Annotated in this window: 19 protein-coding genes and 1 pseudogene; 4 read left to right on the top strand and 16 right to left on the bottom strand. The window is 53.0% G+C overall.

The annotated features are described in order from the left end of the window. Positions 1–4: 4 nt before the first annotated feature. The 7 genes from iolE to ABIE48_RS12475 form a co-directional block, all read right to left on the bottom strand. Entirely contained in the window at positions 5–916 is a 912-nt protein-coding gene (gene iolE / locus ABIE48_RS12505; protein ID WP_192714402.1) for a myo-inosose-2 dehydratase, read from the bottom strand. A gap of 24 nt (positions 917–940) precedes the next feature. Continuing rightward, entirely contained in the window at positions 941–2803 is a 1863-nt protein-coding gene (gene iolD / locus ABIE48_RS12500) for a 3D-(3,5/4)-trihydroxycyclohexane-1,2-dione acylhydrolase (decyclizing) (protein WP_192714403.1), read from the bottom strand. A gap of 66 nt (positions 2804–2869) precedes the next feature. Next, positions 2870–3895 carry an inositol 2-dehydrogenase gene (iolG, locus tag ABIE48_RS12495; RefSeq protein ID WP_192714404.1) on the bottom strand — a complete coding sequence of 342 codons (1026 nt, stop codon included), beginning with the start codon at positions 3893–3895 and terminating at the stop codon, positions 2870–2872. A 333-nt stretch (positions 3896–4228) separates the two neighbouring features. After that, positions 4229–5362 (bottom strand): Ger(x)C family spore germination protein, encoded by a 1134-nt coding sequence (locus tag ABIE48_RS12490; RefSeq protein ID WP_192714405.1) that lies wholly within the window; start codon positions 5360–5362, stop codon positions 4229–4231. Next, positions 5359–6462, bottom strand: a complete 1104-nt coding sequence (locus ABIE48_RS12485) for a GerAB/ArcD/ProY family transporter (RefSeq protein WP_354518970.1) — start codon at positions 6460–6462, stop codon at positions 5359–5361. The genes ABIE48_RS12490 and ABIE48_RS12485 overlap by 4 nt, the downstream gene beginning before the upstream one ends. 26 nt (positions 6463–6488) lie before the next feature. Continuing rightward, a complete protein-coding gene (locus tag ABIE48_RS12480) occupies positions 6489–7913 on the bottom strand; it encodes a spore germination protein (RefSeq protein WP_192714407.1) in 1425 nt (474 codons plus the stop codon). A 160-nt stretch (positions 7914–8073) separates the two neighbouring features. Further along, the gene (locus tag ABIE48_RS12475) at positions 8074–9954 is read right to left on the bottom strand and encodes a WG repeat-containing protein (protein ID WP_192714408.1); all 1881 of its coding nucleotides are present in this window, start codon (positions 9952–9954) and stop codon (positions 8074–8076) included. A gap of 139 nt (positions 9955–10093) precedes the next feature. On the opposite strand from ABIE48_RS12475, the pseudogene ABIE48_RS34460 reads away from it, so the two are divergent. Continuing rightward, positions 10094–10231: pseudogene (locus ABIE48_RS34460) on the top strand (manganese catalase family protein); the annotation flags it as partial. A 316-nt stretch (positions 10232–10547) separates the two neighbouring features. On the opposite strand, the gene ABIE48_RS12465 reads toward ABIE48_RS34460, so the two are convergent. Beyond that, on the bottom strand, positions 10548–10739 hold the full coding sequence (locus ABIE48_RS12465; protein ID WP_105443220.1) for a hypothetical protein: 192 nt from the start codon (positions 10737–10739) through the stop codon (positions 10548–10550). Between the two features lie 323 nt (positions 10740–11062). Here ABIE48_RS12465 and ABIE48_RS12460 point away from each other — a divergent pair, with 323 nt between their 5' ends. After that, positions 11063–11218: an aspartyl-phosphate phosphatase Spo0E family protein gene (locus ABIE48_RS12460; protein ID WP_076166611.1), complete on the top strand. Its 156-nt coding sequence runs from the start codon at positions 11063–11065 to the stop codon at positions 11216–11218. A 63-nt stretch (positions 11219–11281) separates the two neighbouring features. On the opposite strand, the gene ABIE48_RS12455 is transcribed toward ABIE48_RS12460, so the two are convergent. Continuing rightward, positions 11282–12034 (bottom strand): SDR family oxidoreductase, encoded by a 753-nt coding sequence (locus ABIE48_RS12455; protein WP_192714409.1) that lies wholly within the window; start codon positions 12032–12034, stop codon positions 11282–11284. Positions 12035–12231: 197 nt separating this feature from the next. Between ABIE48_RS12455 and ABIE48_RS12450 the strand changes: the two genes are divergently transcribed. Further along, positions 12232–13101 carry a pentapeptide repeat-containing protein gene (locus ABIE48_RS12450; protein ID WP_354518967.1) on the top strand — a complete coding sequence of 290 codons (870 nt, stop codon included), beginning with the start codon at positions 12232–12234 and terminating at the stop codon, positions 13099–13101. A 73-nt stretch (positions 13102–13174) separates the two neighbouring features. Here ABIE48_RS12450 and ABIE48_RS12445 read toward each other — a convergent pair whose 3' ends face one another. The 3 genes from ABIE48_RS12445 to ABIE48_RS12435 all read right to left on the bottom strand — a co-directional run bounded on the left by ABIE48_RS12445 (position 13175) and on the right by ABIE48_RS12435 (position 16182). Continuing rightward, a complete protein-coding gene (locus tag ABIE48_RS12445) occupies positions 13175–13486 on the bottom strand; it encodes a hypothetical protein (protein WP_076166622.1) in 312 nt (103 codons plus the stop codon). 267 nt (positions 13487–13753) lie between these two features. Then, positions 13754–15253, bottom strand: a complete 1500-nt coding sequence (gene proP, locus ABIE48_RS12440; RefSeq protein WP_145020445.1) for a glycine betaine/L-proline transporter ProP — start codon at positions 15251–15253, stop codon at positions 13754–13756. A 170-nt stretch (positions 15254–15423) separates the two neighbouring features. After that, a complete protein-coding gene (locus tag ABIE48_RS12435; RefSeq protein ID WP_145020448.1) occupies positions 15424–16182 on the bottom strand; it encodes an arylamine N-acetyltransferase family protein in 759 nt (252 codons plus the stop codon). Positions 16183–16398: 216 nt separating this feature from the next. On the opposite strand from ABIE48_RS12435, the gene ABIE48_RS12430 reads away from it, so the two are divergent. Next, the gene (locus tag ABIE48_RS12430) at positions 16399–16827 is read left to right on the top strand and encodes a hypothetical protein (protein WP_145020451.1); all 429 of its coding nucleotides are present in this window, start codon (positions 16399–16401) and stop codon (positions 16825–16827) included. 24 nt (positions 16828–16851) lie between these two features. On the opposite strand, the gene ABIE48_RS12425 is transcribed toward ABIE48_RS12430, so the two are convergent. The 4 genes from ABIE48_RS12425 to ABIE48_RS12410 all read right to left on the bottom strand — a co-directional run bounded on the left by ABIE48_RS12425 (position 16852) and on the right by ABIE48_RS12410 (position 23135). Then, positions 16852–18525 (bottom strand): extracellular solute-binding protein, encoded by a 1674-nt coding sequence (locus tag ABIE48_RS12425; protein ID WP_260869177.1) that lies wholly within the window; start codon positions 18523–18525, stop codon positions 16852–16854. A gap of 23 nt (positions 18526–18548) precedes the next feature. Next, positions 18549–20897 (bottom strand): helix-turn-helix domain-containing protein, encoded by a 2349-nt coding sequence (locus ABIE48_RS12420; RefSeq protein ID WP_260869178.1) that lies wholly within the window; start codon positions 20895–20897, stop codon positions 18549–18551. Positions 20898–21137: 240 nt separating this feature from the next. Then, entirely contained in the window at positions 21138–22259 is a 1122-nt protein-coding gene (locus ABIE48_RS12415; protein WP_192714411.1) for a glycoside hydrolase family 88 protein, read from the bottom strand. 51 nt (positions 22260–22310) lie between these two features. Then, positions 22311–23135 (bottom strand): carbohydrate ABC transporter permease, encoded by an 825-nt coding sequence (locus ABIE48_RS12410; protein ID WP_397341301.1) that lies wholly within the window; start codon positions 23133–23135, stop codon positions 22311–22313. Positions 23136–23198 lie beyond the last annotated feature (63 nt).

Genomic DNA, 23198 nt, shown 5'->3' with positions numbered 1-23198 from the left:
CCCTTCAGGCGTTCAATTCCTGAACAATTTGAGCGAGATACTGCTTGGACTTGCTGGCGTATTCATAAGGATTCGCTTGGCCGGGATCCTGCTCCGCCTCCAGAATCATCCAATCGTCATAACCATGCCGTACGAAGCTGCGGAAAATCGGCGCAAAGTCGATGCATCCGTCGCCAGGTACGGTAAACACGCCCTGGATTACCGCTTGCTGAAAAGGGATCCCCTCCCTCTTCACCCGATCCAGCACATCGTCCCGGACATCCTTCAAATGAACGTAGGCAACGCGATCCGCATATCGTTCATACAGCTCCAGCGGGTCGGATCCGCCGTAATAGGCATGCCCCGTATCAAGCAGCAAATAAACCAGCTCGGGATCTGTCGTCTCCATCAGCCTTTGAATTTCATCCGGCCGTTCGACCACAGTTCCTATGTGATAGTGGTATACGAGTTTCATCCCGTTTCGTTTGCATATTTCACCGGCCTGATGCAGCCCCTCGACCATGTGGCTCCATTCCTCGTCTGACAGGGGATGCACGTCCTGCACACCTTTCGGTCTTCTCGGGTCGCCGATGATCGAACCCCCAAGCTCGCAGGTGACGACATGGCGGCTGCCCATCGACTTTAAAAATTCAACATGCTGCCGGTACGATTCCAGCTCGGACGCCCTGCGGCGCGGCTCGGAGAACAAGACGCCTTTCCACTGTGAAGCCATCTGGAGTCCATGCCCAGCCAAAGCCTTCTTGAGAACGGCGGCGTCCTTCGGGAATTTCCGGCTGTTTTCCGTTCCGGTGAACCCGAGCTGCGTGAAATCCCGCATCAAGTCGTCGAACGTATAATGGTCGCCCAGTTCAAGCACATCTTCATTAACCCAATTGATCGGTGAAATGCCCAATTTAATCGATCGGATATCCGTCATCTACGTCGTAACCTCCCTTTGGACTTAGATTTTCAGCGCCTGCTGCACATGTTCGTTCATCGTTTCCCTCGCGGCTCGCACCTTATCGCTGGTCGACACTTCCGGAACATCCACCCTCCACCAGGATTCGTATCCGCCCGACTGGGTGCCCGGCAGCACCTTGATTTCGATCAGGGTAGAGCCTTTCTCCTCCCCGGCCTGCCGGAGGGCTTCCTTCAGCTCATCCACACTGGTGGCGGAAAATGCCTTGATTCCCATACTTCGCGCATGGGCCGCATAGTCGACTGGCACGTAGTCCCCCGTCAGGCGCCCCGTTTCCGGGCTGCGCAGACGGAATTCGTTGCCGAAGCCGTCGCTCCCGTTTTCACGCTGCAGGCTGTGTATGCACTGGTATCCGTGATTGTCCAGTAGGATCACGTTCACCTTTGCGCCTTCCTGGATGCTGGTTAAAATCTCCGAATGAAGCATGAGGTAGCTTCCGTCGCCGACGAGCGCATAAACTTCCTTGTCCGGCTCGGCGAGCTTCACGCCTAAGGCCCCGGCAATTTCGTACCCCATGCAGGAAAAGCCGTATTCCATGTGATAGGATTTGGGCGCTTCCGATCTCCACAGCCGGTGTAAATCGCCGGGAAGACTCCCGGACGCCGCAACGATCACTTCGTTTGCCATGGAACGGTTCAGCTCACCGAGCACGCGGGTTTGCGCCAAGCCTTCTTCCGACTCCAAGCCGTACAGCCTGTCGACCTCCCGGGTCCATTCGGCTTTCAGTTTGGCAAGCTCTGGTCCATTATGAGCAGACATGTAGCTCCTTGCCTGAAGTGCGGAGGTTAATTCTTTTAACCCTGTTCCAGCATCTGCCACCACCTGGCACGCATTCAGCTTCGACGCGTCAAAACCGCTCACATTGATATGAATGAATTCTGCTTCGGGACGCGTAAAAGCGGTTTTGGACGCGGTCGGAAAATCACCCAGCCGGGTACCCACGCAAATGACGGCATCCGCTTCTCTGGCAAGCCGGTTCGCGGCAAGGGATCCGGTCGCGCCGATCGCTCCCATATTCAGCGGATGGTCCCATGGGATTGCGCTCTTCCCTGCCTGGGTCTCGGCCACGGGAATGCCGAACGCTTCCGCGAACTGCCGCAGCTCTTCATAGGCCAGGGAATAATGAACGCCGCCGCCGGCGATCAGTAGCGGCTTTTGCTTGCGCGAAATCAGCTCCGCAGCCCGCTCGATCGCTGCCTGGCTTGCCGGCTTGCGGTCAAGGTAATGCACCCTTTTCCGGAAAAAATCCTCAGGATAATCGTACGCCTCCGTCTGCACGTCCTGCGGCAGGCAGATGGTGACCGCGCCGGTTTCGGCAGGGTCAGTCAGTACGCGCATCGCCTGGATCATCGAGCTCATCAGCTGTTCGGGACGCGTAATCCGGTCCCAGTACCGGCTGACCGGTTTGAAGGCATCGTTGACGGACACGGTATAATCCATCGGATGCTCCAGCTGCTGCAGGACCGGGTCCGGCTGCCGACAGGCGAAAATATCGCCTGGAAGCAGCAGCACGGGTATCCGGTTGACCGTCGCCGTCGCGGCGGCCGTGACCATATTCAGCGCCCCCGGGCCAATGGAGGAAGTACAGGCGAAGATTTCCAGCCGGTTCTTCTGCTTCGCGTACGCAACGGCGGCATGCGTCATGCCCTGCTCATTTTTTCCCTGGATGAACCTGAGGCTGCCCGGCTCCCGCTCTAATGCTTCACCGATGCCCAGAACGTTGCCGTGACCGAAAATACCCATGACACCCTTAACGAACTTATGCTCCTTTCCGTCCAGCTGTACATACTGCTGGTCCAGGAAGCGAAGCAAGGCCTGAGCCATCGTTAATCGAAGTACGCCCATTCATAACCATCCTTTCGCAGAATATTTCATTAGGTTAATCGCTTACCCTAAAGACAAACAAAAACCTCATGATGTAGACATCGAATACTCGGACAAGCTGACGGGTCTCTTCTCCAGCCATGACTTCCTGGCCGCATCCGCCAGCAGCTCCGCCTGATACCCGTCCTCTCCGCTGACAGGTACGTCCTCATTGTTCACGATCGCTTGGACGAAGCTCTCGATTTCAAGCCGGTACGCTGTTTCATAACGCTCCAGGAAAAAATGCTTCGGCTTATCCCGGTACACGCCGCCGGCTGTGCTGATTTCCGCCGAGTTCGGAAAATCGTTCTGCACGTTGACCTGGCCAAGCGAGCCGAACACTTCAACGCGCTGATCGTACCCGTAAGCGGCCTGCCTCGAGTTGTCGATGACACCGATCGCACCGTTCCGGAATCTCAGCATGATGACCGCCGTGTCCACGTCTCCGAGCTCTCCGATGACCGGATCCACCAGAACCGCCCCTTGGACATACACCTCATCCACCTCGCTGCCGCTCAAAAACCGGGCCATGTCAAAATCGTGAATCGCCATGTCCATAAACAGCCCGCCGGATACCTTGATGTAGTCATGTGGAGGGGGGCTTGGGTCGCGCGAAGTGATCTTGATCAGATGGGGATCTCCAATCTCGCCGGAAGCGACGATTTCCTTGACTCTGCGGAAATTCGGGTCGAATCTGCGGTTGAAGCCAAGCTGAAATTTGACGCCTCCGTCGGCAGCGGATTGCAGCGCACGAAGGGTTCCCCTGACATCGAAGGAGATCGGCTTTTCGCAGAAAATGTGTTTGCCTGCCTTGGCGGAGCGTACGATCATGTCAATATGGGTATTGGTCGACGTGCAGATAAAGACGGCATCGATGCCCGGATCGCCTAAGATTTGTTCCGCATCCTGCGTCAGCATAGGGATCCCCAGCCCTTCGGCCCAAGCCCTGGCATGATCGATCTGCAGGTCTGCAATCGCTTTCACTTTAACCTGAGGATGCTTGAGCAGATTTTCGGTATGCAGCCTGCCGATCCTTCCTGCTCCGATCACGCCGATATTCAGTTGTTTACTCATGGACATTCCACCTTGTTCTCACGATATCATTTCAATAAATCACTTTAGGGTAACCGCTTTCCTTGATCGGATTATAACACCGCTCTGGACCTTTGCATACCCTTTTTTGTTATTTAATCCCACATATTTTTGCCGGTCACTATATGATTGGCTCTAAACCCTGCTTTCTGTCTGGTCATCAGAATCACGGTTTCCATGACATATATATGAGTTTCCGCAAGTTAACATTCTATTTCCAGTGAATTGGAAAAATAAAAAATGCGGTTGGCCGCAGACGGCCAGACCGCAAAATACCGTTCATTACCGCATCCCAAGCGGCATGGACATCAGCTTTTATTGAATGACCCCGGTATCGATAATGGATACCTGGACCTGGGTATGAAACTGAACGTTACGGTACTCCTTGTTCCAATCGATCCGCTTCCACAGTTTGGGATGATAGGCCATCAGCTGCCTGCCTACCCCAAAAATGTCGCAGTTCGCCTGCTGCAGCTCCCGCACGACCTCCCTGGCTTCCTGAGTCATGATGGACGACAGCTCCCGGTTCACCCGCGTCACGGCCTTTTCATCCAGCAGCTGCGGTCCGGTGAATTCCTCGATGACCGCTTGAAGCTTTAGGCTCAGCGTCACGTGAACATCGCCGTCCCGGGCGACGCTCACGTGAAACTCACGCTTCCTCTTTTTATTGCCGACGTTGTAGCTGATCGATCCGCGAATCGGCTTGGTTGTATCCAGATTCACGGTTTTGGTAAATCGGGCATTGCCTCCCGACTTTCCTTTCATCAGAACCAGCATGATCGACTGATCCTTGCCTAGCGATCCGCTGAAGCTCTGATCATGGAACAAGGCGACCCCCTTCGCAACGATCTCGGAGCCTTGTACCCCGATATAAGGCAAAGCAAAATCCTGGCCTGGGTCTGTCAAGGAGCGGAAAACCGTATTCACGGTTTCGGGCGGGTAAAACAGGCTCATTTTCTCCAGGCTGCTGATCTTCTGCGTCAGGAATTCGCCGATTTGCAGCTCGCCTATTTTTTTCATTCCGATAATTTCGGATGCATCATTCTCCGTCACGACCAACCTTACGTCGGAAGAGGGGTTTTTGGGGTCTCTAAAATTGACGTCCATGGGTGCCTTGATCCCTTCTTCGGCCAAGGATCTACCGATCAGCTGCACGCTGTTCTTGATCACCCGCATATTCCCTCTTACGCGAGCCCGGAGGATGTTGCTCGCCCCGCGTGTTGACAAACCCACTGCCGAATGAATTTCATTTGTCGTGGCGCTCTGTTCGGTTTTCGGGGGAATGATTAGCTCAACGGTTTCCTTGATCTTATGATCCTTGGTCAGATCAAAACCTGCGCTGTAGGCCAAATTCAAGTCTTTCAAATATTCCCGGTCCCAGCATCCGGTCAGCAGCGCCGTGCTCAGACCCAGCATGGCGCAGCAAAGTGCCCCACGGCATCGTTTCATACGGCTCCACCCGCTTTCTTTTTGACAAATAAAGAGAACAGCATTAGCAGGAAGGGAATGCCCGCAATGAACACGTACGCAGCATATTCGGAAATCTTGTTGATCCGGTCGATCGCCATCGGCGTGGTCGGCAAAAGAGCGATTAAAAAAAAGGCTACACTAACAAAGGGGTCAAACATTTGATGGATCTTTTTTCTAAACAGGACCGCAAGCCCATCGGCAGCCGCATAAAAGTAGCTGGTGATGGAACATACCAAGGTAATCGACCAAATCGACAGGAACAGGATGTCCGCCCGGTCGATGATATAAAAATTTAGCGATTTGACCAGGTAAATGACAGGTTCCGGGATCATCGCCAGCTGCGTCTGGTTAAACACCATGAGACAGGTGCACACGACAAACCCGTAGAACAGTGTAACGAACAGATTCGACAAGCTGATCATTTTCAATTTCTTGGCGTCAGATGCATCAATGAACGGAAAGATGATCAAGAACATTTCGAACCCGTACATCGAAATCGTCGTATCCTTGGTTCCCTTCAGGATGTTGATCAGGCCTGCTTCGGTTAACGGCAGCATATATTCGATCCGTGCTTGTGTCAGGCCGTAGCTGACAAAAATGATCAAAGGAATGAACAGCATCGATGACAGGCTGTAAAACCTAGCCAAAACCGTGAGCTTTTCCTTGGCCAGGTAATACGTCATGATACAGAACAGAAGGAGTACCACCCACTTTGGGGTGGATTGCAGAATCCAGCGCTGGAGTACCATGTAGGCATTCAGCAAAACATTGCTGCCGAGCAAAATATAATATCCGACGTAGCATGCGATCAGCAGCCTGCCTATAACTGGTCCGCCAAGCCGGGAACAGATCTGAAAAAGGTTCATCCCGGGAAACTTACGCAGAAGAGTCCACATCATCAAAATGATGATTTGGGTAATCACTCCAGCGATCACAACCGATATGCCCCCGCCGCCTTTCGCCGTCTTGGTAAGGTCATAAGGAATCGAAAGCACGCCGACCCCGATTTGAGCTTGGATAATGAACAAAAACAGCTGTTTCGGGGACATTTTTTTCTCAGCCTGTACCACCTTGGCCACCCCTCCCGGATCCGTGTCAACTGATGTTAGTTGTGCTTTTTCTCGCCATGCTTGCCGCGGATCGTCCAGATCGGAAACCGAAGAAACGCATCCTTGAAGCCTTTTATTTTCAATGGGGCCAGCGGCGACAGGTAAGGCTTCCCGAACGACTCCAGCTTGCACAGATGAATGAACAGGATCGTTAGTCCGAAAGCAATGCCGATAAAACCGAAAATAGATGCGCATATCATCAGCGGGAACCGCAATATCCGGATCGCCGAGCTCATCTCATTGGACGGTATCAAAAACGACGAAATGGCGGTTAAAGCCACAACGATAATCATCGTATACGACACGAAACCCGCCTTGACGATCGCATCCCCGATGACCAGACCCCCAACAATGCCGATCGTTTGCCCTACTCGGCTTGGCAGCCGGAGCCCTGCCTCCCTCAGCAATTCGAAGATCAGCTCGAGCAGCATCGCTTCAACGAGCGGGGGATACGGTACCCGGGTCAATGAACCCTGCACAGTAAAGAACAGCTGAATAGGCAAAATATTCGAATGAAACGCTACGATGGCGATATAGAATGCCGGCAGCTGAAAAGCGGTGATGAAGCTGAGCAGCCGGATAAACCGCACAAACGATGCGATCATCCAACGGTTGCTGTAATCGTCAGGGGTTTGATAAAAGCAGAAAAAGCTCACCGGGATGATCAAGGCCGTCGGATCACCTTCGAGCATAATGACCACATGCCCGTCGAGCAAATACGCGCCCGTATGGTCCGGCCGTTCCGTATTCAAAAACTGGGGAAAGATCGAAAACGGCTGATCCTCCATATATTCTTGGATAAAGCCGGTCGAAATGACGGAATCGAGCGTGATGCCCTTCAGCCTGCCTTCCACTTTTTTGATTACGGCTGGGTCCGCCAGGTTATTCATGTACATTACCGCCACTTTGCGGGGAGCCGTATTGCCTATATTGTGATAATGCACCTTCAGATCCGTAGAGCTGATCTGCTGGCGAATCTGATACAAATTGACCGTTAAATCCTCGATAAAACCGTTGTGTGCCCCGCGGATAATGCCTTCGTTTTCCGGCTCCGTAATGCTGCGTTCATATTTGGCCGGCGTGGTCAAAACGTAGAACTGCTTCATATCATCCTGGGTGAAAAACAAGCAATTGCCCGACAAAAGGGATTGCGTCCCCTGATCCAGCTTGTGTTCGGTTTCGAGCCGGAGCGTCAGGAACAGCTGGGACAAGTCCTCGTCTCCTCCCTGCCGCAGAGGACGGATGACGTTACGCTCGATCAGGGTTGGGTCCACCGTAGATTCCAGATATACCAGCGCCGAAGATTGTCCGCGGTAAGTTAGGTGCCTGACCTTCAGATCGTCGGTGTGACACAGCTTGTCCCGGATGTAAGAAATGTTCCCGTCAAGCGAAGGATAGATCGTTTGCTCGGATGAGGTCACAGCCTGCCCTCCTGCCATAACTAGTTAGATTGCGGTTAATTTCCCCCATCTCATGTAAAATTATTCCCAATCAACCCTGAACCTTCCAATCCAAAAAACCGCTTGCCTTCACGGCAGCGGTTCTTCGAATTCAAGGTTTATTGTGATTGGCGAGCTGAAGTCATTTGGGAGGATCCTGGTCCCGCCAAATGGTTCTGCCGTCACGAGTTACATACGACATCCGCCGGTCAACTTGGACTTCAATTAGGCCGTCTCCCTTCAAAGTCAGGCTGCCGCTGCCGTCCACCTTTGGAAATCCGGGCGCGGCTGCACCGCTAGAATCAATTAAAAAGGTGTTCTGCCCATCCGTGACCGATGCCAGACGATCCTGATAGGCCGACACGCGGGTATACGCAAAGTCTGTCAGCAGCCTGCCCTCCCAATCCGCAATCGCATAGTTCAAGCCGATGGACGGCTGCTCCGGATTCACGGCGTGTGCGAGTGCCAGCCTTTCCTCACCGAGATCACGAATCTCGTCATATACAGGTGGAACGACGAATTGACCTGATTCATCGATGACGCCGTATCTCTTCGTGCCGCCCTCCCCCATGTTGACGATCGCCCGCTGACGGCGGAAGGAGGACGCCGAGGTAAAAGCGGGCTGTATACGGACTTGGCCGCGCAGATCGATATAGCCGTATTTTCCGCCGGCCTGCTGCTGACAAACGAGCAATCCGCCGCCGGGAGGACCGGCATACTCAAACTCATATTCGTATAGACTGCGGCCGTCCAGCCCGATTAGCGCGTACGCACCATCCTTCATTTTGACCCAGGCTCTTCCACTGCCAAAATCGCCGGCTTCCTCATATCTTGCCGGGATGATCTCGTATCCCTGGGAATCCAGATAGCCGTAACGGCCGATATGTACCGTTTCTCCCTGATGGCCCTCTCCACGAAATACGGATCTGCCTTCCCGCATATCGGCGATATACGAGTACCCGCATTTCGTTACCACCTTACCTTGTTCATCGATCAGCTTGCAGTCGCCGCCGTCCGTGACGACGGCCCGGTGTTCCGAAAACGGTGAAATCGAATCATACACCGGGGCAACGACCCACATCCCGGCTTGATCGATCAATCCGTATTTTCCTCGTTCCCGGACAATGGCAAGGCCGTTCCTCTGAAATTCCGCCGCCTCTTCGTATCTGGCCGGAAGTACCATCGTACCGCTCGTGTTGATATACCCCCACCGAATCCCTTCAGCGGTTCGGGCCGAAAACCGCAGCAGCTCCGCCACGCGAGGCAGCTGCAGGATCTTCCTCTCCAGCGTCAAAAGGGTTTCCCGGGAAGGATATGGCTGGGCAAATCCTAATGCTCTTCGTACCGAATGCAGTGCCGCCTGCGGGATACCGGCCCGATACTGCGCCTCGGCCAGATAGTACCAGTAGAACGGATAATCCGGATAGGATTCGGTCATCCGTTCATAGTAGCGGGCTACTTCAGGGTAATAGGCGGGGTAAACATCTTCTGCCGGGTGAAAACTCCCGTCCCGCCAGCGCAGCACCTCCGTCCGGTAGGCTTCGCCCGTATCGTGGATCCAGAGTGCGAGCTCGGATCTGCCGTCTGGACCTCCGGGGCCCGGCCAATCCGCCACGTCAATATAGCTGTAACTCATTTCTGCAGGCGCCACATCCGTCAAACCATACTCCGTCCACTCATACACGGACAGCTTCGACCAAATGGAACCGATCTGCCAGCCTACGAGCAGGTTGTTCCGCCCAGGCTTGGTTACCGGTGCAGCGGTCAAGAGCGTGACTCCATAGCCTGGGCCTTGGATCCTGGCCATCGTTCTCCATGCCCCTTCGCTAAACTGGAGCACAAGCAAGTATAACGCATCATTCAACCGATAGACGGCGGAAATCTCCGGGACCCGATCCCCAGTTAAATCCTCGGCAATCACGGCAGGTTGTCCGGCTGGAGTATTCATCGTAACCAGCTCAGCCCCTTCCGGCAGATGCGTGCTGACCAGCTGTACCGGACTTTGCGGTTCAATTACGTTCATCCGTATCCTCCCTCTCTCTTTGCTTTTGCCTAATGGTATGCCGAGAGCGGGAAGATATGCCAGGACTGAGACAGAAAGCCGGCAAACTTGTTCTTTATCCTATCCCCGACATTGATGATCCTGTTTGTTTTATTTTTGTCTCCCAACGAGCTCGACCGGCGTCCCATGGAATGCCGGATACATTGTGGCAAGCGGCAATTTGCTGGCCGACATGCGATCCAACCTGCATGCGGAAAGCCAGGGGCGGCTTCAGGTTGCCCGCATATACCATATGACATAAACTTATTATCCGAAGGCGTAGAGTCCAGCGAGGGGCTGTGGGCCAAAGGGAGCGCCCCGGACGGCTCCGGGGACTTTGTCTACTTGGCCGATCCGGAACCGCAAGGTCAGGTCTACAAGCCATTGAAGCCGGCTCCCCCTCTGCATCTGGATCTCGATGACAAGGTACTGCAGAAGTAAGTTTCGATATATGCAAAGAAAGCCTAGCCCTTTCTGGGTTAGGCTTTTTGGTTCTGCTCTCTTCGAGGAATCAATTTATTGATGAAGCGGTTCGCACGAATAATGCTGCGTCAAGGACGCCGTCCTAACCGGTCCTAGGCAGTTCTTGCGACCTGCCATGCCAGAATCCGATCCCGCCGGAAGGTTCTTGGGGCACCTGTCTTCAGGCATACTGCCCTGACGGTGTTCCCGCGCATCTCTTTCACTTCGATTTTACGCTGCGTAATGTTACCGGCCTGGTCTAAATAAACGATCTCCACGGTTTGCCCTACATATTTCTCTGACATGACAGACCCTCCTAACCGAACGTATGTTTTTATTATATACGAACACGCGTTCTTTGAACCATGTAAATTTTACCCATTTAAATCGAATTTCGCTGCCCTGGCCGGAAGGGTTTTACGAACCTAAAAAAAAATTTCATCTTCGGGTAACATTTCGATAATATGTCAGCTTCACGGAAGGGATTTGAGGGGAATTTAGCGAAAAATGTAGTATCATTCTTTTTCAAAAATCATGTGCTGGATCGAAAAAATGTGTTGGCGCATCTGTCATTGCGGCATGCTGCGAGCGCAAAGAGGATGCAAAATTTCTAAGGAGCTGTTCAACCATGGATAAAATTATTCGTAAAATTGAAGAGCTTCGGTTGGAATTGAATAAACTGTCCGTATGCAGATGTCTCACCGATCCGGAGCTGATCAAGGCCAGTCAGAAATTAGACCGGGCATTAAACGACTACGACAAATTTTTAAAAGAAAACATGTAACCCAAAGAGAACCTGCTGATCCTGTCAGCAGGTCCTCTTCCTGTTCTGCATCCTGTGCCGGATTTATGTACCTGACCGGAAGCCATCGTACATCCGGGCTGCCGTTTCTCTTGCCTGTATCGCCGACAGATTCAGCCTCTCCTCCGTACCGCCATAACCAATCTCCTCTTTACCGGTTTGCAGGTCCCTGAATACCGAGTCCGCAAACTCGTCAAGAGGCGCGCCGAAGGTATGAAGTCCCGCCCCGCCAAGATCGGTGTTGACCGCAGGCGGCAGCACTTCGATCACCTTGGCGTTCGTTTGAGCCAGCTGAATCCGGAGACTAACGGTAAAGGAATGGAGCGCGGCTTTGGTAGAGCTGTAAATCGGAACCCAGGCTCCCGGCGTAATGGACAACCCCGAGGTGACATTGATGATGACCGGATCCGGTTGTTTTAACAAGTGAGGCATAAACAACAGCGTTAAATGAATCGGCGCATCTACATTAATTGAAATTTCCTGTTGGTAGTACACCCACTCTTTCTCCGCTTCGAGCAAATGAACCCGCTGCTGAATGCCTGCATTATTGATGAGAACGTTTAAACCCGGAAATTCGGACGTCACCTTACGGAACAATTCAAGCCGGTGGGACTCCACAGATAGGTCACATGCCACCGTATGTATATCCGGATAGCGTTCCTTCAGCTCCTGAAGCTTGTCTGCACGGCGCCCGCAAATGATCACGGTGTTACCCGCCTGAACGAACCGCTCCGCCAAGGCCAGCCCGATTCCGGATGCGCCGCCGGTAATGAGTATCGTATTTCCGCTAATCTTCATTTCTCCATCACTCCCGTTGGATAAATTAGTTCACGATGATAAGATGTCCAATCTCCGCTCGATTCCATGTATCAATAAATCTGGCGAAAGCTTCAGGCTGATAAGCATCACGTCATCGATAAATGCTTCGATTTATTGTAAGATAACTATAGGTAAAAAGAAAACCGGACTGATTTTACATGAAGGAGATATCAACATTGAGTGCACCAAACCCATATCATTTTGAAGTCTTAGGAGACTTCGGACGAGCTGCCCTGAAGGCAGACTGCGAGAAATGCTTCGGTCTCTGCTGCGTTTCCCTTCCTTTTGCCGCCTCATCCGACTTTGCCATGGACAAGCAGGCGGGACAGCCCTGCCGCCATCTGCAATCCGATTTCCGCTGCGGTATTCATAACAGCCTGCGCCAAAAGGGATTTCGCGGATGTACCGTTTATGACTGTTTCGGGGCCGGACAAAAGGTTTCCCAGTTAACTTACAGCGGCATAGACTGGCGCCAGGCGCCGGAGACGGCGAAGCAAATGTTCGAAGTGTTTCCCGTCATGCGTCAGCTGCACGAGCTTCTGGCATATTTAAGCGAAGCGCTAAGCCATGCAGACGCCCACCTGATCCACGAGGAGCTTAGAACGCAGCTGCACGAAACGCAGCGTCTCACCGAACTTCCGCCAGAGGAAATATTGAAGCTGGATATTCCCGCTCACCGGGCCGAAGTAAATCTCCTGCTCCTTAAGACCAGTGAACTCGTTCGGGAGGAGGCACGCCGACGTTACAAGGGACCGTCTTCTCGTAAGAACCTGAAGGGACGCGGGGCGGATCTGATCGGAGCCAAGCTGAAAGGCGCCGATCTCAAATTCCAGAGCTTTAGAGGCGCATATCTAATCGCGGCGGACCTTCGGGATGCAGACCTCCGGATCACGGATCTGATCGGCGCCGACTTCCGGGACGCGGACATTCGCGGCGCGGACTTGAGCGGAAGCCTTTTTCTGACCCAGTTCCAGATCAATGCCGCCAAAGGGAACGCAGCTACCAAAATTCCGGCAGCTTTGGAGCGACCTTTTCACTGGACCTAGAGCCTGCCAAGAGTGCACAAAATAAAACAACCGCTGGAACCTCGTTGTCCCAGCGGTTAATTATTATTGGATATTAGGCGCGTTCTCCACGCAAATCGGGGAGGGACGGCTCAAAGGAACTGATAAAAACGTCCTTCTGCTTCTTCTTGTTGTTCTTCTTCATGACACCAAACAGCGTAATGACAGCATACATCGGCACCACGTAGTAGAAAATCAGAATCAGATAGAACAAGCCGCCAGAGCTCAAATGCATTCCGGACGCAATCGCAAGACCCGTGAGCAGCAATGTATTCATGACGTTGGCAATCAACACCTCGTGCTTCTTCCCGAAGAACAACACACCGATCAACGCAGCGGTAAACACACTCAGCAGTAAAAAGGTCATGATGAATTCCTCCTTAAAAACATTGGATGCTATATCATACGCTATGGATCAGCGATGATTCACAATTCCGACAAATTGCTTTCACAATTCCGACAAATTGCTTTCACAATTTAGACACAATTAGATTACCTCAAAGATAACACATTTAAACACAATTGAAAAGGCTTTCACAAAAATATTTGGAAAAAGAAGCAAAAAAGACGCCGGAACCCTTGTTCCAGCGCTTTTTTTAAGATTTATATATTTCATCACGCAATCCTTATTTCCTTAACGTGTCGGATCTGAATCGGACAGCTGATCGTGGATGGCCGCCTGCTCCTCATGCCACCACAGCGCTTCCTCCGGCTCTTGAAGCACCTCATGAACTTCGTGCGGCTTCTCCACCGCCGGCGCAGAACCGCGCAGCGATCGGCCCGAGGTCTCCGTAAACCACATGGTCACGATAACGAAGCCGATAAGTGAAACCGCGATCAAATAATACGCCGGAACCAGGGGCTCCCCAGTCAGATTGATCAGCCAAGCCATGACAAGCGGAGTGGTCCCGCCGAACAGAGATGCTGAAATATTATAAGTAATCGCCAGGGCTCCATATCGGACCTTGGTAAAAAACAAGGCCGGAAGCACCGACGGCATGGTGCCTTCAAAGCAGGTCAGCAGCACGGCGAGGCATAGCAGACCAAGAAATACCATCCCTCCCTTACCGCTCCCGATCCACCAAAACGCCGGCAGCGAGAGCACGATCAGCCCCAGCAGACCGCCTTGGATGATGCGTTTGTTCCCGATCCGGTCACTGAAGTAACCCATAAACAGCACAATCGGGATCATGATAAACATGACAATAAGAATGAGCAGCAGCCCTTCCGTCTCTCCATAACCGAGCACCGCGGTAAGATGCGATGGCATGTATGACAATACCATATAGTCAACGACATTGAAGGAACACACCATGACGATGCAGAGCAGGACGACTCTCCACTGAACCTTTAGCAGTTCCCGGAAAGGCACTTTCTGCCTCCCTTCATCCTGGGCTGCTTTCTCCATCGCCTCAAAGGCGGGAGTTTCTTCGAGATGATTCCGCAGGTACAGGCCGACCAAGCCGATCGGAGCCGCGATAAAAAAAGGAATCCTCCAGCCCCAAGCCAGCATCCGGTCAGGTCCGAGCAGGTAGCTTAGCAGTGTCACCAACCCGGATCCGGCAATGTATCCCACCAGGGTGCCCACTTCCAGGCCGCTCGCCATAAATCCGCGGCGCTTGTCGGGCGTGGATTCGGCAATGAAGGTCATGGCGCCCGAATACTCTCCCCCGGTGGAGAAGCCCTGGACCAGGCGGGCCAGCAGCAGCAGCACCGAAGCGGAAATGCCGATCGATGCGTAGCTCGGGATGAGGCCGATGCACAGCGTAGACACCGCCATCATAACCAACGTGATGGTGAGCACTTTTTTCCGGCCAAGCCTGTCCCCCAGCCTCCCAAAAAACAAACCGCCGAACGGCCTGACGAGAAAGGCGATGGAAAACGTGGCAAAGGTATAAATCAGCTGGATGGAACCCGTCATCTCCGGGAAAAACACCTTGCCCATAATGACGGCCAAATAAGAGTAGATTCCGAAGTCGAACCATTCCATGGCATTTCCCAAGGCGGTGGCGACGACGGCCTTCTTGGCGTTGCCGGTGTCCACGACCGTGATATCGTCCTTATGGAGCCGGGGTCCGGATTTTTTTCGGAAAGGCAGCGCCCATTTACTTTTCTCGTGATTGTTGCTGTCCATAAACGAAGACTCCTCTGCAAGCGAAAATACCTTGACCAAACTAGTATTCGCCCGAAGCCTTACACCAATTCATCGAAGAGCCGGCAGCCCCCCTTCGTTAACGAAGTTAGTCTTCTTGGCCTCAATACGGGCTACCTAAGAGGGCGCCTGATAATGAACCGTCATTCCTTCTATTCAATATGGAATAGCTCGCGCAGCACCTCACCAATCCGTTCCGGCTCGACGTCCTCTTTAGATTTCATCTCTCCGTTTACCCGGGTTAAAGAGTTTCCGCTCAGCGTAACGCGTCCCTGCTCCGTCTGAATCATCGCCACCCGTATTTTATTGAACTTCGATTCGTGCCCGTACTGCGTCATATCGAACACCGCTTTGAAATCTTCCAGCAGTCGCGGCTCCCTGTCCAACTGGTACAGCATCTCCCACTCATCTGGGGTTTCCTTCTCCAAAACAAATCGGTCCTGCTCTTCTGTATACGGACGTATGCGCCATTTTCCATCCCAGTCCTCAGTCAATTCGCCGTTCAGCGGAACCGGTACTCGGGGGCTTCGGCCGCCAAAACCAACATCCACGAGGTAATCTCCACCCGGAAGATGAACGACATTTACGGCATGGGTTCCGTCGTTAAACCAACCTTCCTCCTGCTTGACGGTACAAGCAGCCATCGATACGCTGAATCCAAGCGCTTTGAGAAGGTTGTGAAACAACCCGTTCAATTCGTAGCATACGCCTCCGCGCCGGCCTTCAATGATCTTGTTGAAGAGAATGTCCGGATTCATCGATAATGGGACCCCATCCATGATATCTAGGTTTTCAAAAGGAATATGCATGACGTGCCGATATTGCAGTTCACGCAGGAGCTTCAGATCGGGAATGATGTCGATTTGATAGGTCATACCCAGTTTGCTCATGTATTTTTGCAGGTTAAACATTCTTCTCTCCTCATTTCAGAATGTGAAATCTTGATTAGAAACGCGCCTATTTATATGCGATTACAAAAAATCCATTACTAATAAGGTACAGGGAGCGATCTGCCGGGACAATGCGAATTTATCACAGCTGTACCGGTACAAATTAGATTCAGGTATAATGGTAATGAATGGCAATGAAGCCCAGCGAACCGCTGGACTGATGGGAGATGAACCTTCATGCGCTATTTTTTCAAATTGAATGTGATGAGCTGTATTTACGCTTTCCCCTTTTTCCTCCATGCTGAAAGTTTGGTCAACGTGTACAGGCTGGAGAGAATCACGAATTGGACTGGCATCTATAATGCATTGAACTGGGCGAATCTGGCCCTGCTGGCCGTATCACTGATCCTCTGCTATTGGCTGAGCAAGCGTCTCGTTTCCGGCCGCAAATCCGTTTATGCCGCTGCCGTTCTGTGGACCCCGTATTTCATCCTGTGGATTTGGGGCTTCAGCATGCTGTTTCCGCTGACGAATCCGGGAGATGATCCCGCTCCGGTCACCGGCTTGATATTAATATTCGAAATGATCGTGTTTCCGTTCTATATTGCCTTTAACACATTCTTGTCTGCAGCGGTTCCGGCTTTCAGGAAAGGCATAAAATCGTAGGTTTCGGGACAGCCCGTTCCACGGTCAACCGGTGGTGTTCCCGCCTGTATTGGATACGGATGCGCGATAACGGTCCAGCGCCTGCTGCTCAATGCCGATGGCACGCTGGATATCCATCAGCCGGATTTTTTTCACGTATTCATCAAAAGCGGATACCGGCTCCATGCCCATAATGATTTTCAGCGACATTTCGGTTACGGCCTTGTTGACTTCCTGCATGATCACCGCCAGCTCGGTGCTCTCCTTCTCCGTGGTCGGAAGCGCAGGCAGCGTATGAAGCGCTGCATCCGTGTCGGACCACACCCGGACCGCCTCCTTCTGCTCCGGAAGGGAATAATACTGTTCCATGTAACGGATATCCTGGACGAAAGGCCCGAAATAACTTGCCCTGGTGTACATCGCCAGCGCCTGTGACGGCGCCAGCTTATCCGGGTTGTGCAAAATGACGTCCGTATACACCGGATACCCGTCCTTCATCTCGTAGCTGACCCCTTCGATGCCGAAATTAAAGAGCAGATGTCCTTCCGGTCCGTACCCGTAGTCCAGCATCTTGACCGCTTCTTCGACATGCTTGCTCTTCGCGGAAATCGCCACCCCGCTGGATCCGACAGCCGGGGCCAGCTGCCCGAATTCGGGTCGGTCTCCGCGTTGAAGCACCGGATAGGGCGCCGGAACGAGCTCCACCGACGAATCCTGCGCTTTCATAACAGGCAGCCACGTGCCGATGCCGGCGCCCGCGTTCCAAATGCCAGCACCGCTCCGGCTCAGGATCATGCTCGTGTCCTGCGTTTCAGAGTCCACGGCAGCAAAGTTCGGGTCGATCAGCCCTTCCGCGTACCACTGCCGGAACAGTGACAGAAATTGTTTATACCCCGGCTCAACCGGGCCGAACTTGACTTTTCCCTCCTCTTGGTAAAAGCCTTTCTTAATTCCAAATGCGCCGATAAACCCTCCGCCCTCGATGCCAAAGAGCGGATTCGGTACGCCAAGGAAGGTAAGCGGCGCTTCGGCGCCTTTCTTTTCCTTGAACGCCTTGAGCACCGTATGCCAATCGTCGATCGTCACAGGCACGCCCAGGCCCAGCTCATCCAGCCAATCCTTGCGGATAATCGGTCCCTGGTAAGTCCGCAGCTTGTCGTCTCCCTGGATAAACGGGAATGCGTAGTAGCTGCCTCCGGCTGTACGGATTTGCATATCGATATCGGGATGCGCCTTCAGGTACCGCTTCAAGTTCGGGGCGTACTGATCGATGGCTTCGTTCAGGCGTAGAATATAGCCGTCGTTGATCGCCTTCTCCGGTCCCCCCGGATAATTGATCCATTCGTACTCCATCATATCCGGCAGATCGCCTGATGCCAGCAGCACGCTGATCGCTTCCTTCGCCTGGTTGGACGGAGGCTGGATGAACGTCAGCTGGACGCCGGTTCTCCGCTGCCATTCCTGAAAGAACGGCACCTGGTTAAAGGTGGACTTGATACCCGCCGCGTTGCCGTTCAGTTCAGCCCAATAGGTCAGCTTGGCATCCGAAGCGGACAAACCTTTGCCTCCTCCCGCCATCAGCGTTGTTTCGGCAGTCGGCAGCGAACTTGCCGTCTGCGTCATCCGCTCACGATCGCAAGCCGGCAGTACCGCCATCAGCAGGACCATGATAGCCAGCCATCCCCACACCACCGCTCTCCCTTTACCTTTCCACTTCATAGGTACCTCCCGAAAATAAAACATCAAATAATTTCTTTGTACTTGCCCGGCGTAATGCCTTCGTATTTTTTGAATACCCGGATAAAGGTCGCGGGGTCGTTGTATCCGATCTGCCTGGATATCTCGCTGACCGACTCGGGCTTTGTCCGCATCAGCCGTTTCGCCTGCTCAATCCGGTATTTATGAATGCTGTCCAGTATGCCTTCGCCCGTCTGGGTCTTATACAGCTTCGACAGATAGCTCCCCTTCAGCTGAAAATGCTCGCCGATCGCGTTGACGTTCAAGTTCATGTCCATGTAATTCGCTTGGATATACTGGTGGACTTCCTCAATAAGGTTCCGCAGGGAATCCTCCCGCTCCCTGGATACGTGGGATGAACGTTTAGCTGATGCGTAGGCACACACTTCCTGAAGGAGGGACTGCAGCTTCTCCTGCATTTCCCTAAGCGTACCGCATGCCATAATATCGTCGATCCATCGCGAATTGTCGGCAAGCGTGATGCCGCTGCTCCCTTCGCCCAGCTCGTTGATCGCCTTGATCATCGTCCCGACGAGATTGAACATCAGGCATCTTGCCAGTGTGAGCGGCATGACAGGCTTGTCCAGATTTTTCTCAATGATCTCGTTCATACACGATGCGGCTTCATCCAGGTCCCCCGCCTTGATCACATTAATTAGCTGCTGCTCGATCTGGAGTGGATAATAATAGCCGTAACCGATGTCTGCGGTGCTGTCGGCACGGATGTCCTCGTATGCGATGATCCCTTTTTTGCCGAGGACCATTTTGTATTCCATCGCGTCGACCGCCTCCCGATATGCCTCGGAGATGCCGATCCAGGAAGCATGGCGTCCGCTCAGTGAGATGGTCAGTTCCATGTCATACCGCTCCAGAAACCGCTGCGCCTCGGCCGCGATATCATGAAGATCGTGCTCCCATCCGGAAGTATCCGCTTTCAAATTGACAAGGCAGGCCATCATGTCATCCGTTTCGACCACATACCCGGCATGTCCCTGCTTTTCCGTCAGCTCTTCCACGACATTGGATATGATCAGATGGATCAGCTTACTGCGTTCATTCATGTCGATGCCCGGCAAAAATTCGTACAGCTTGTCTTCGTTCTCGATCACGAACAGAATGACGGCAAATTCCGTGGATACCTGCTTCATCTGAAACGAGCGAAACGCCTCCTCGTACGGTACCAGTGTATCCGGTTTACCTTTCAGCAGCCGGTTGATCATATTGGACCGCAGCACCTGCTGGTGCTTCTGCAGCTGCATGGAAATCTCGTCATTTTCAGTGCGGGTGCGGGTCACGACTTTCTGGATGAACCGGAACTCGTTCGCATCGGCATAACTACGATCGGTGTTCTCATCCTTGAGGGACTCGACCAACTGCTGTACAGGCGAATAATTGCGGCGCATAAAAAACCAGGTCAGAACGCCGGCACCCGCCAGGCTTACGATTATGCTGACATACGTAAAATTACGGACATATTCCGCCTTTTCCCAATAGATTCCGCTCGGGATGATCAGGGCGTACTTCAGGTCCGAGACAGAGGAGTTGATTGAGAACAGTTCCGACGTTCCAGCCTGCGCGGAATCCGTTTGAATCCGCTTACCATTCAGAAATGGCATCTGCTCCTCCGAGTCCGGATGGTTGGACATCAGAATCTCGTTATTATGGTTCAAAATGAGCAGCGTCGCACCGCTGAAGCCCGATATCCCCTCCACCGCTTCCTGGAACCGGCGGGTATCGGACATGACCACCACGCTGCCAGTGCTCCGCCCGTTCATGTCTTTCGGCAGCTGCGTAATATAGGCGATTGCCGTCTGTTCATCAGCCGCATTGGCATGGGGAAGCACAATGAAGGAATTGCTCGTCCCATTCAATACTTCGCTCTTCCATTCGTCGAATGTGAGCGTACCGGTTTGGTGAATTGTATAGAAAGCGGATTTCAAGTCGCGGATATTGCCGGACCTGTACACCGAGCCGTCCCGTCTGGAAACAACGTAAAACTCGTCAATGGAAGCATACGACGTTTTAAACATCCTGAATTCATTCACCAGCTGGTATGCCGTGTACGGCACTTCCTGAGCCGGCATGCTGGAATACATCAGATGCTGCAAATTCGGGCTCCATGTCATTTCCATATTCAACCGCTTCATCAGGTCAATCTGATTATCGATCGTGTACCTCATCTGCTTCAGGAGCGAATCGTTGGCCCGGTGGATTTCGCTCTTCAGCGCATGGCTGGCCTGGGCATAGATCACCAGGCTGATGACGATCGGAACAAACAGCACAGCGCTGTATGATACGAGCCAGGTGACAATGATGCTCTCCCGTTTCCGCCATAGGTTTTGAATGTTCAGCAAAAGACCATCACCCATACTTCAATAGTTTGTCTCGATTGATTAGACACCCATTATAACGAATATCGCATGGGATGCGTATAGATAAAAAGTGCAATCCGGTTGATAAAAAGCGTAATATCCCCTTGGTGGATACGGAATTAACGCGAAAAAGCCTCGGGAGACCTCACGGTCTACCCAGGCTCACGCGGATGAATGGACAGGCGGTCATGCATCCTGTATCAACTCGCTATACGTATCTTTTTAAAAGATCCGGTGCTTCCATCCGTTCAGTTTGGCGGCCGCCTCAATAAAAAAGTAGTCGCCGTAAATGAGAGATACATCCACGTTTTGTGATACCGGCTTATGGCCGGTTCCGTGGAGCAGGACGGCCTCATGATCCGGATCATTCCATGTTCCGTACGCCGTGTACAGGGAATGCATAATCCGCTGCGCGGCATCAAGATATCCTCTTCCCCGGATATCGCCAAGCACTTCCGCGAGCTCCAGCAATCCGGATGCCGCGATGGCACCGGCTGAGCTGTCTCGCACAATGCCGCCCTCGGCCTCCACGGCTTCCGCACGAAAATCCCAGTACGGCACGCCATCCCCGGGAAGATGCGCGATAAAAAAGTTCGCCACCCGCTGGGCTGCCGCAAGGTAATCCGGACGGTCCGTATAACGATACGCATTCGTTAGACCGTATAGTGCCCAGGCCGCCCCCCGGCTCCAGGCCGAATCCGGCGCAAAGCCCTGTCCGCCGATCGCTTCGGCGGCTTCGCCGGTTTCGGCATCGAACCGGATGATATGATGCACGGACCCGTCCGGGCGGACGAAATGGCGGACGACCGTATCCGCATGCTGCCCTGCGATATGTGCATACCGCGGGTCTCCGCTCTCTTCAGATGCCCAGAACAACAGCGACAGATTCATCATCGTATCGATGATCGACCAGCCGGTCTTGTCGCCGTTCCAGGCGCGGATGAACCGGCCGGCAGGGTTGAAGCGCCCTGCCAGGAAGCCGGCGGCAAGGAGCGCGCGTCTTGCCGCGTCTTCGTCTCCGGTCAGCTTATGCTTGATGACCGCGGTAGGCAAAAACTGAAAACCAACATCATGATCGTAATGATTCGGGGCGAGCCACAGTTCCGACAACCTTTCATCCCAGTTCCAGGCAGCCTCCCGGTATTTATCCTCACCGGTCATGTCGTACATCAGCCACAGCATCCCCGGCCAAAAGCCCGAAGTCCACCAATCGATCCGCATATCATCGTATTTTCCGTCTTGGCCTGCGGCATGCGGCGATTTGTATCCGATTCGTTCCAGCATTTGCTCCGCCTTGCGGACGATCTGCCGCCAAATATCCTGTTTAACCGTTTCAAACCCCATCGTGCAATGACCTCCTTTTTCATACCAGCATCCTTTTTGCAGTTACGTGCATCAGCCCTTCAGCGAGCCGACCATGACTCCCTTCACGAAAAACCGCTGCAGGAACGGATACACGCACAGAATAGGCACGGTCGCCACCATAATCGTTGCGTATTTGATCGTTTCCCCGATTTGGAACCGGTCTCCCGCCGAAGCGCCCGATGACATGCTGTCGGTCGAGTTGGAAATCAGAATTTCACGCAGCACCAGCTGCAGGGGAAACAGGTTTCTGTCTTTGATAAACACCGACGCGTAGAACCATCCGTTCCACTTGTCCACCGCATAATAGAGAATCATGACGGCGATGACCGGCATGGACAACGGGATGATAATCCGGAACAAAATGGTGAAATGATTCGCGCCGTCGATTTTGGCCGATTCCTCCAGACTGTCCGGAATGCCCATGAAGGCCGTCCGCATGATGATCAGGTTAAACGTGCTGACGGCGAACGGAATGATCGTTGACCACAGCGTGTCCAGCAGACCCACGCCTTTGACGACGAGATACAGCGGGATCAGACCGCCGCTGAAGAACATAGTGAACACGATGATGAACATGAACACCTTGTTCCACATCACGTTTTTGCGCGACAGGACATAAGCGCCCATCGAGGTAAGCAGCAGATTTACCGCTACCCCGAATACCAGAATGAACAGTGTGTTGCGAAAGCCAATGCCGATGCCCGGGTTGTCCAGCACGCTCTTATAGGCGTCGAGGCTGAAGCCAAGCGGACGCCACAGAAAGCCCTTGTGGCCGAGCAGCCGGGCCGAATCGCTGAACGAAGCGAACAATACATACACCAGTGGATACAAGGTCACGACGACCAGGAAAATCATCAGGGCATAGTTGATGACATTGAATATGCGGTCACCCCAACCGCTCTCTGTTTTCAAGCTTAC

This window comes from Paenibacillus sp. OAE614 (assembly GCF_040546645.1).
GTDB lineage: Bacteria > Bacillota > Bacilli > Paenibacillales > Paenibacillaceae > Paenibacillus_AQ > Paenibacillus_AQ favisporus.
Note: the sequence above shows the minus strand (reverse complement) of the source record. Positions and strands in the feature narration are given on the sequence as shown.

What these genes read in the sequence shown, in the direction of transcription:
- iolE (WP_192714402.1), bottom strand. Translation starts at nt 916, where the DNA reads ATGACGGATATCCGATCGATTAAATTGGGCATTTCACCGATCAATTGG.
- iolD (WP_192714403.1), bottom strand. Translation starts at nt 2,803, where the DNA reads ATGGGCGTACTTCGATTAACGATGGCTCAGGCCTTGCTTCGCTTCCTG.
- iolG (WP_192714404.1), bottom strand. Translation starts at nt 3,895, where the DNA reads ATGAGTAAACAACTGAATATCGGCGTGATCGGAGCAGGAAGGATCGGC.
- ABIE48_RS12490 (WP_192714405.1), bottom strand. Translation starts at nt 5,362, where the DNA reads ATGAAACGATGCCGTGGGGCACTTTGCTGCGCCATGCTGGGTCTGAGC.
- ABIE48_RS12475 (WP_192714408.1), bottom strand. Translation starts at nt 9,954, where the DNA reads ATGAACGTAATTGAACCGCAAAGTCCGGTACAGCTGGTCAGCACGCAT.
- ABIE48_RS12465 (WP_105443220.1), bottom strand. Translation starts at nt 10,739, where the DNA reads ATGTCAGAGAAATATGTAGGGCAAACCGTGGAGATCGTTTATTTAGAC.
- ABIE48_RS12460 (WP_076166611.1), top strand. Translation starts at nt 11,063, where the DNA reads ATGGATAAAATTATTCGTAAAATTGAAGAGCTTCGGTTGGAATTGAAT.
- ABIE48_RS12455 (WP_192714409.1), bottom strand. Translation starts at nt 12,034, where the DNA reads ATGAAGATTAGCGGAAATACGATACTCATTACCGGCGGCGCATCCGGA.
- ABIE48_RS12445 (WP_076166622.1), bottom strand. Translation starts at nt 13,486, where the DNA reads ATGACCTTTTTACTGCTGAGTGTGTTTACCGCTGCGTTGATCGGTGTG.
- proP (WP_145020445.1), bottom strand. Translation starts at nt 15,253, where the DNA reads ATGGACAGCAACAATCACGAGAAAAGTAAATGGGCGCTGCCTTTCCGA.
- ABIE48_RS12435 (WP_145020448.1), bottom strand. Translation starts at nt 16,182, where the DNA reads ATGTTTAACCTGCAAAAATACATGAGCAAACTGGGTATGACCTATCAA.
- ABIE48_RS12430 (WP_145020451.1), top strand. Translation starts at nt 16,399, where the DNA reads ATGCGCTATTTTTTCAAATTGAATGTGATGAGCTGTATTTACGCTTTC.
- ABIE48_RS12425 (WP_260869177.1), bottom strand. Translation starts at nt 18,525, where the DNA reads ATGAAGTGGAAAGGTAAAGGGAGAGCGGTGGTGTGGGGATGGCTGGCT.
- ABIE48_RS12415 (WP_192714411.1), bottom strand. Translation starts at nt 22,259, where the DNA reads ATGGGGTTTGAAACGGTTAAACAGGATATTTGGCGGCAGATCGTCCGC.
- ABIE48_RS12410 (WP_397341301.1), bottom strand. Translation starts at nt 23,135, where the DNA reads ATGATTTTCCTGGTCGTCGTGACCTTGTATCCACTGGTGTATGTATTG.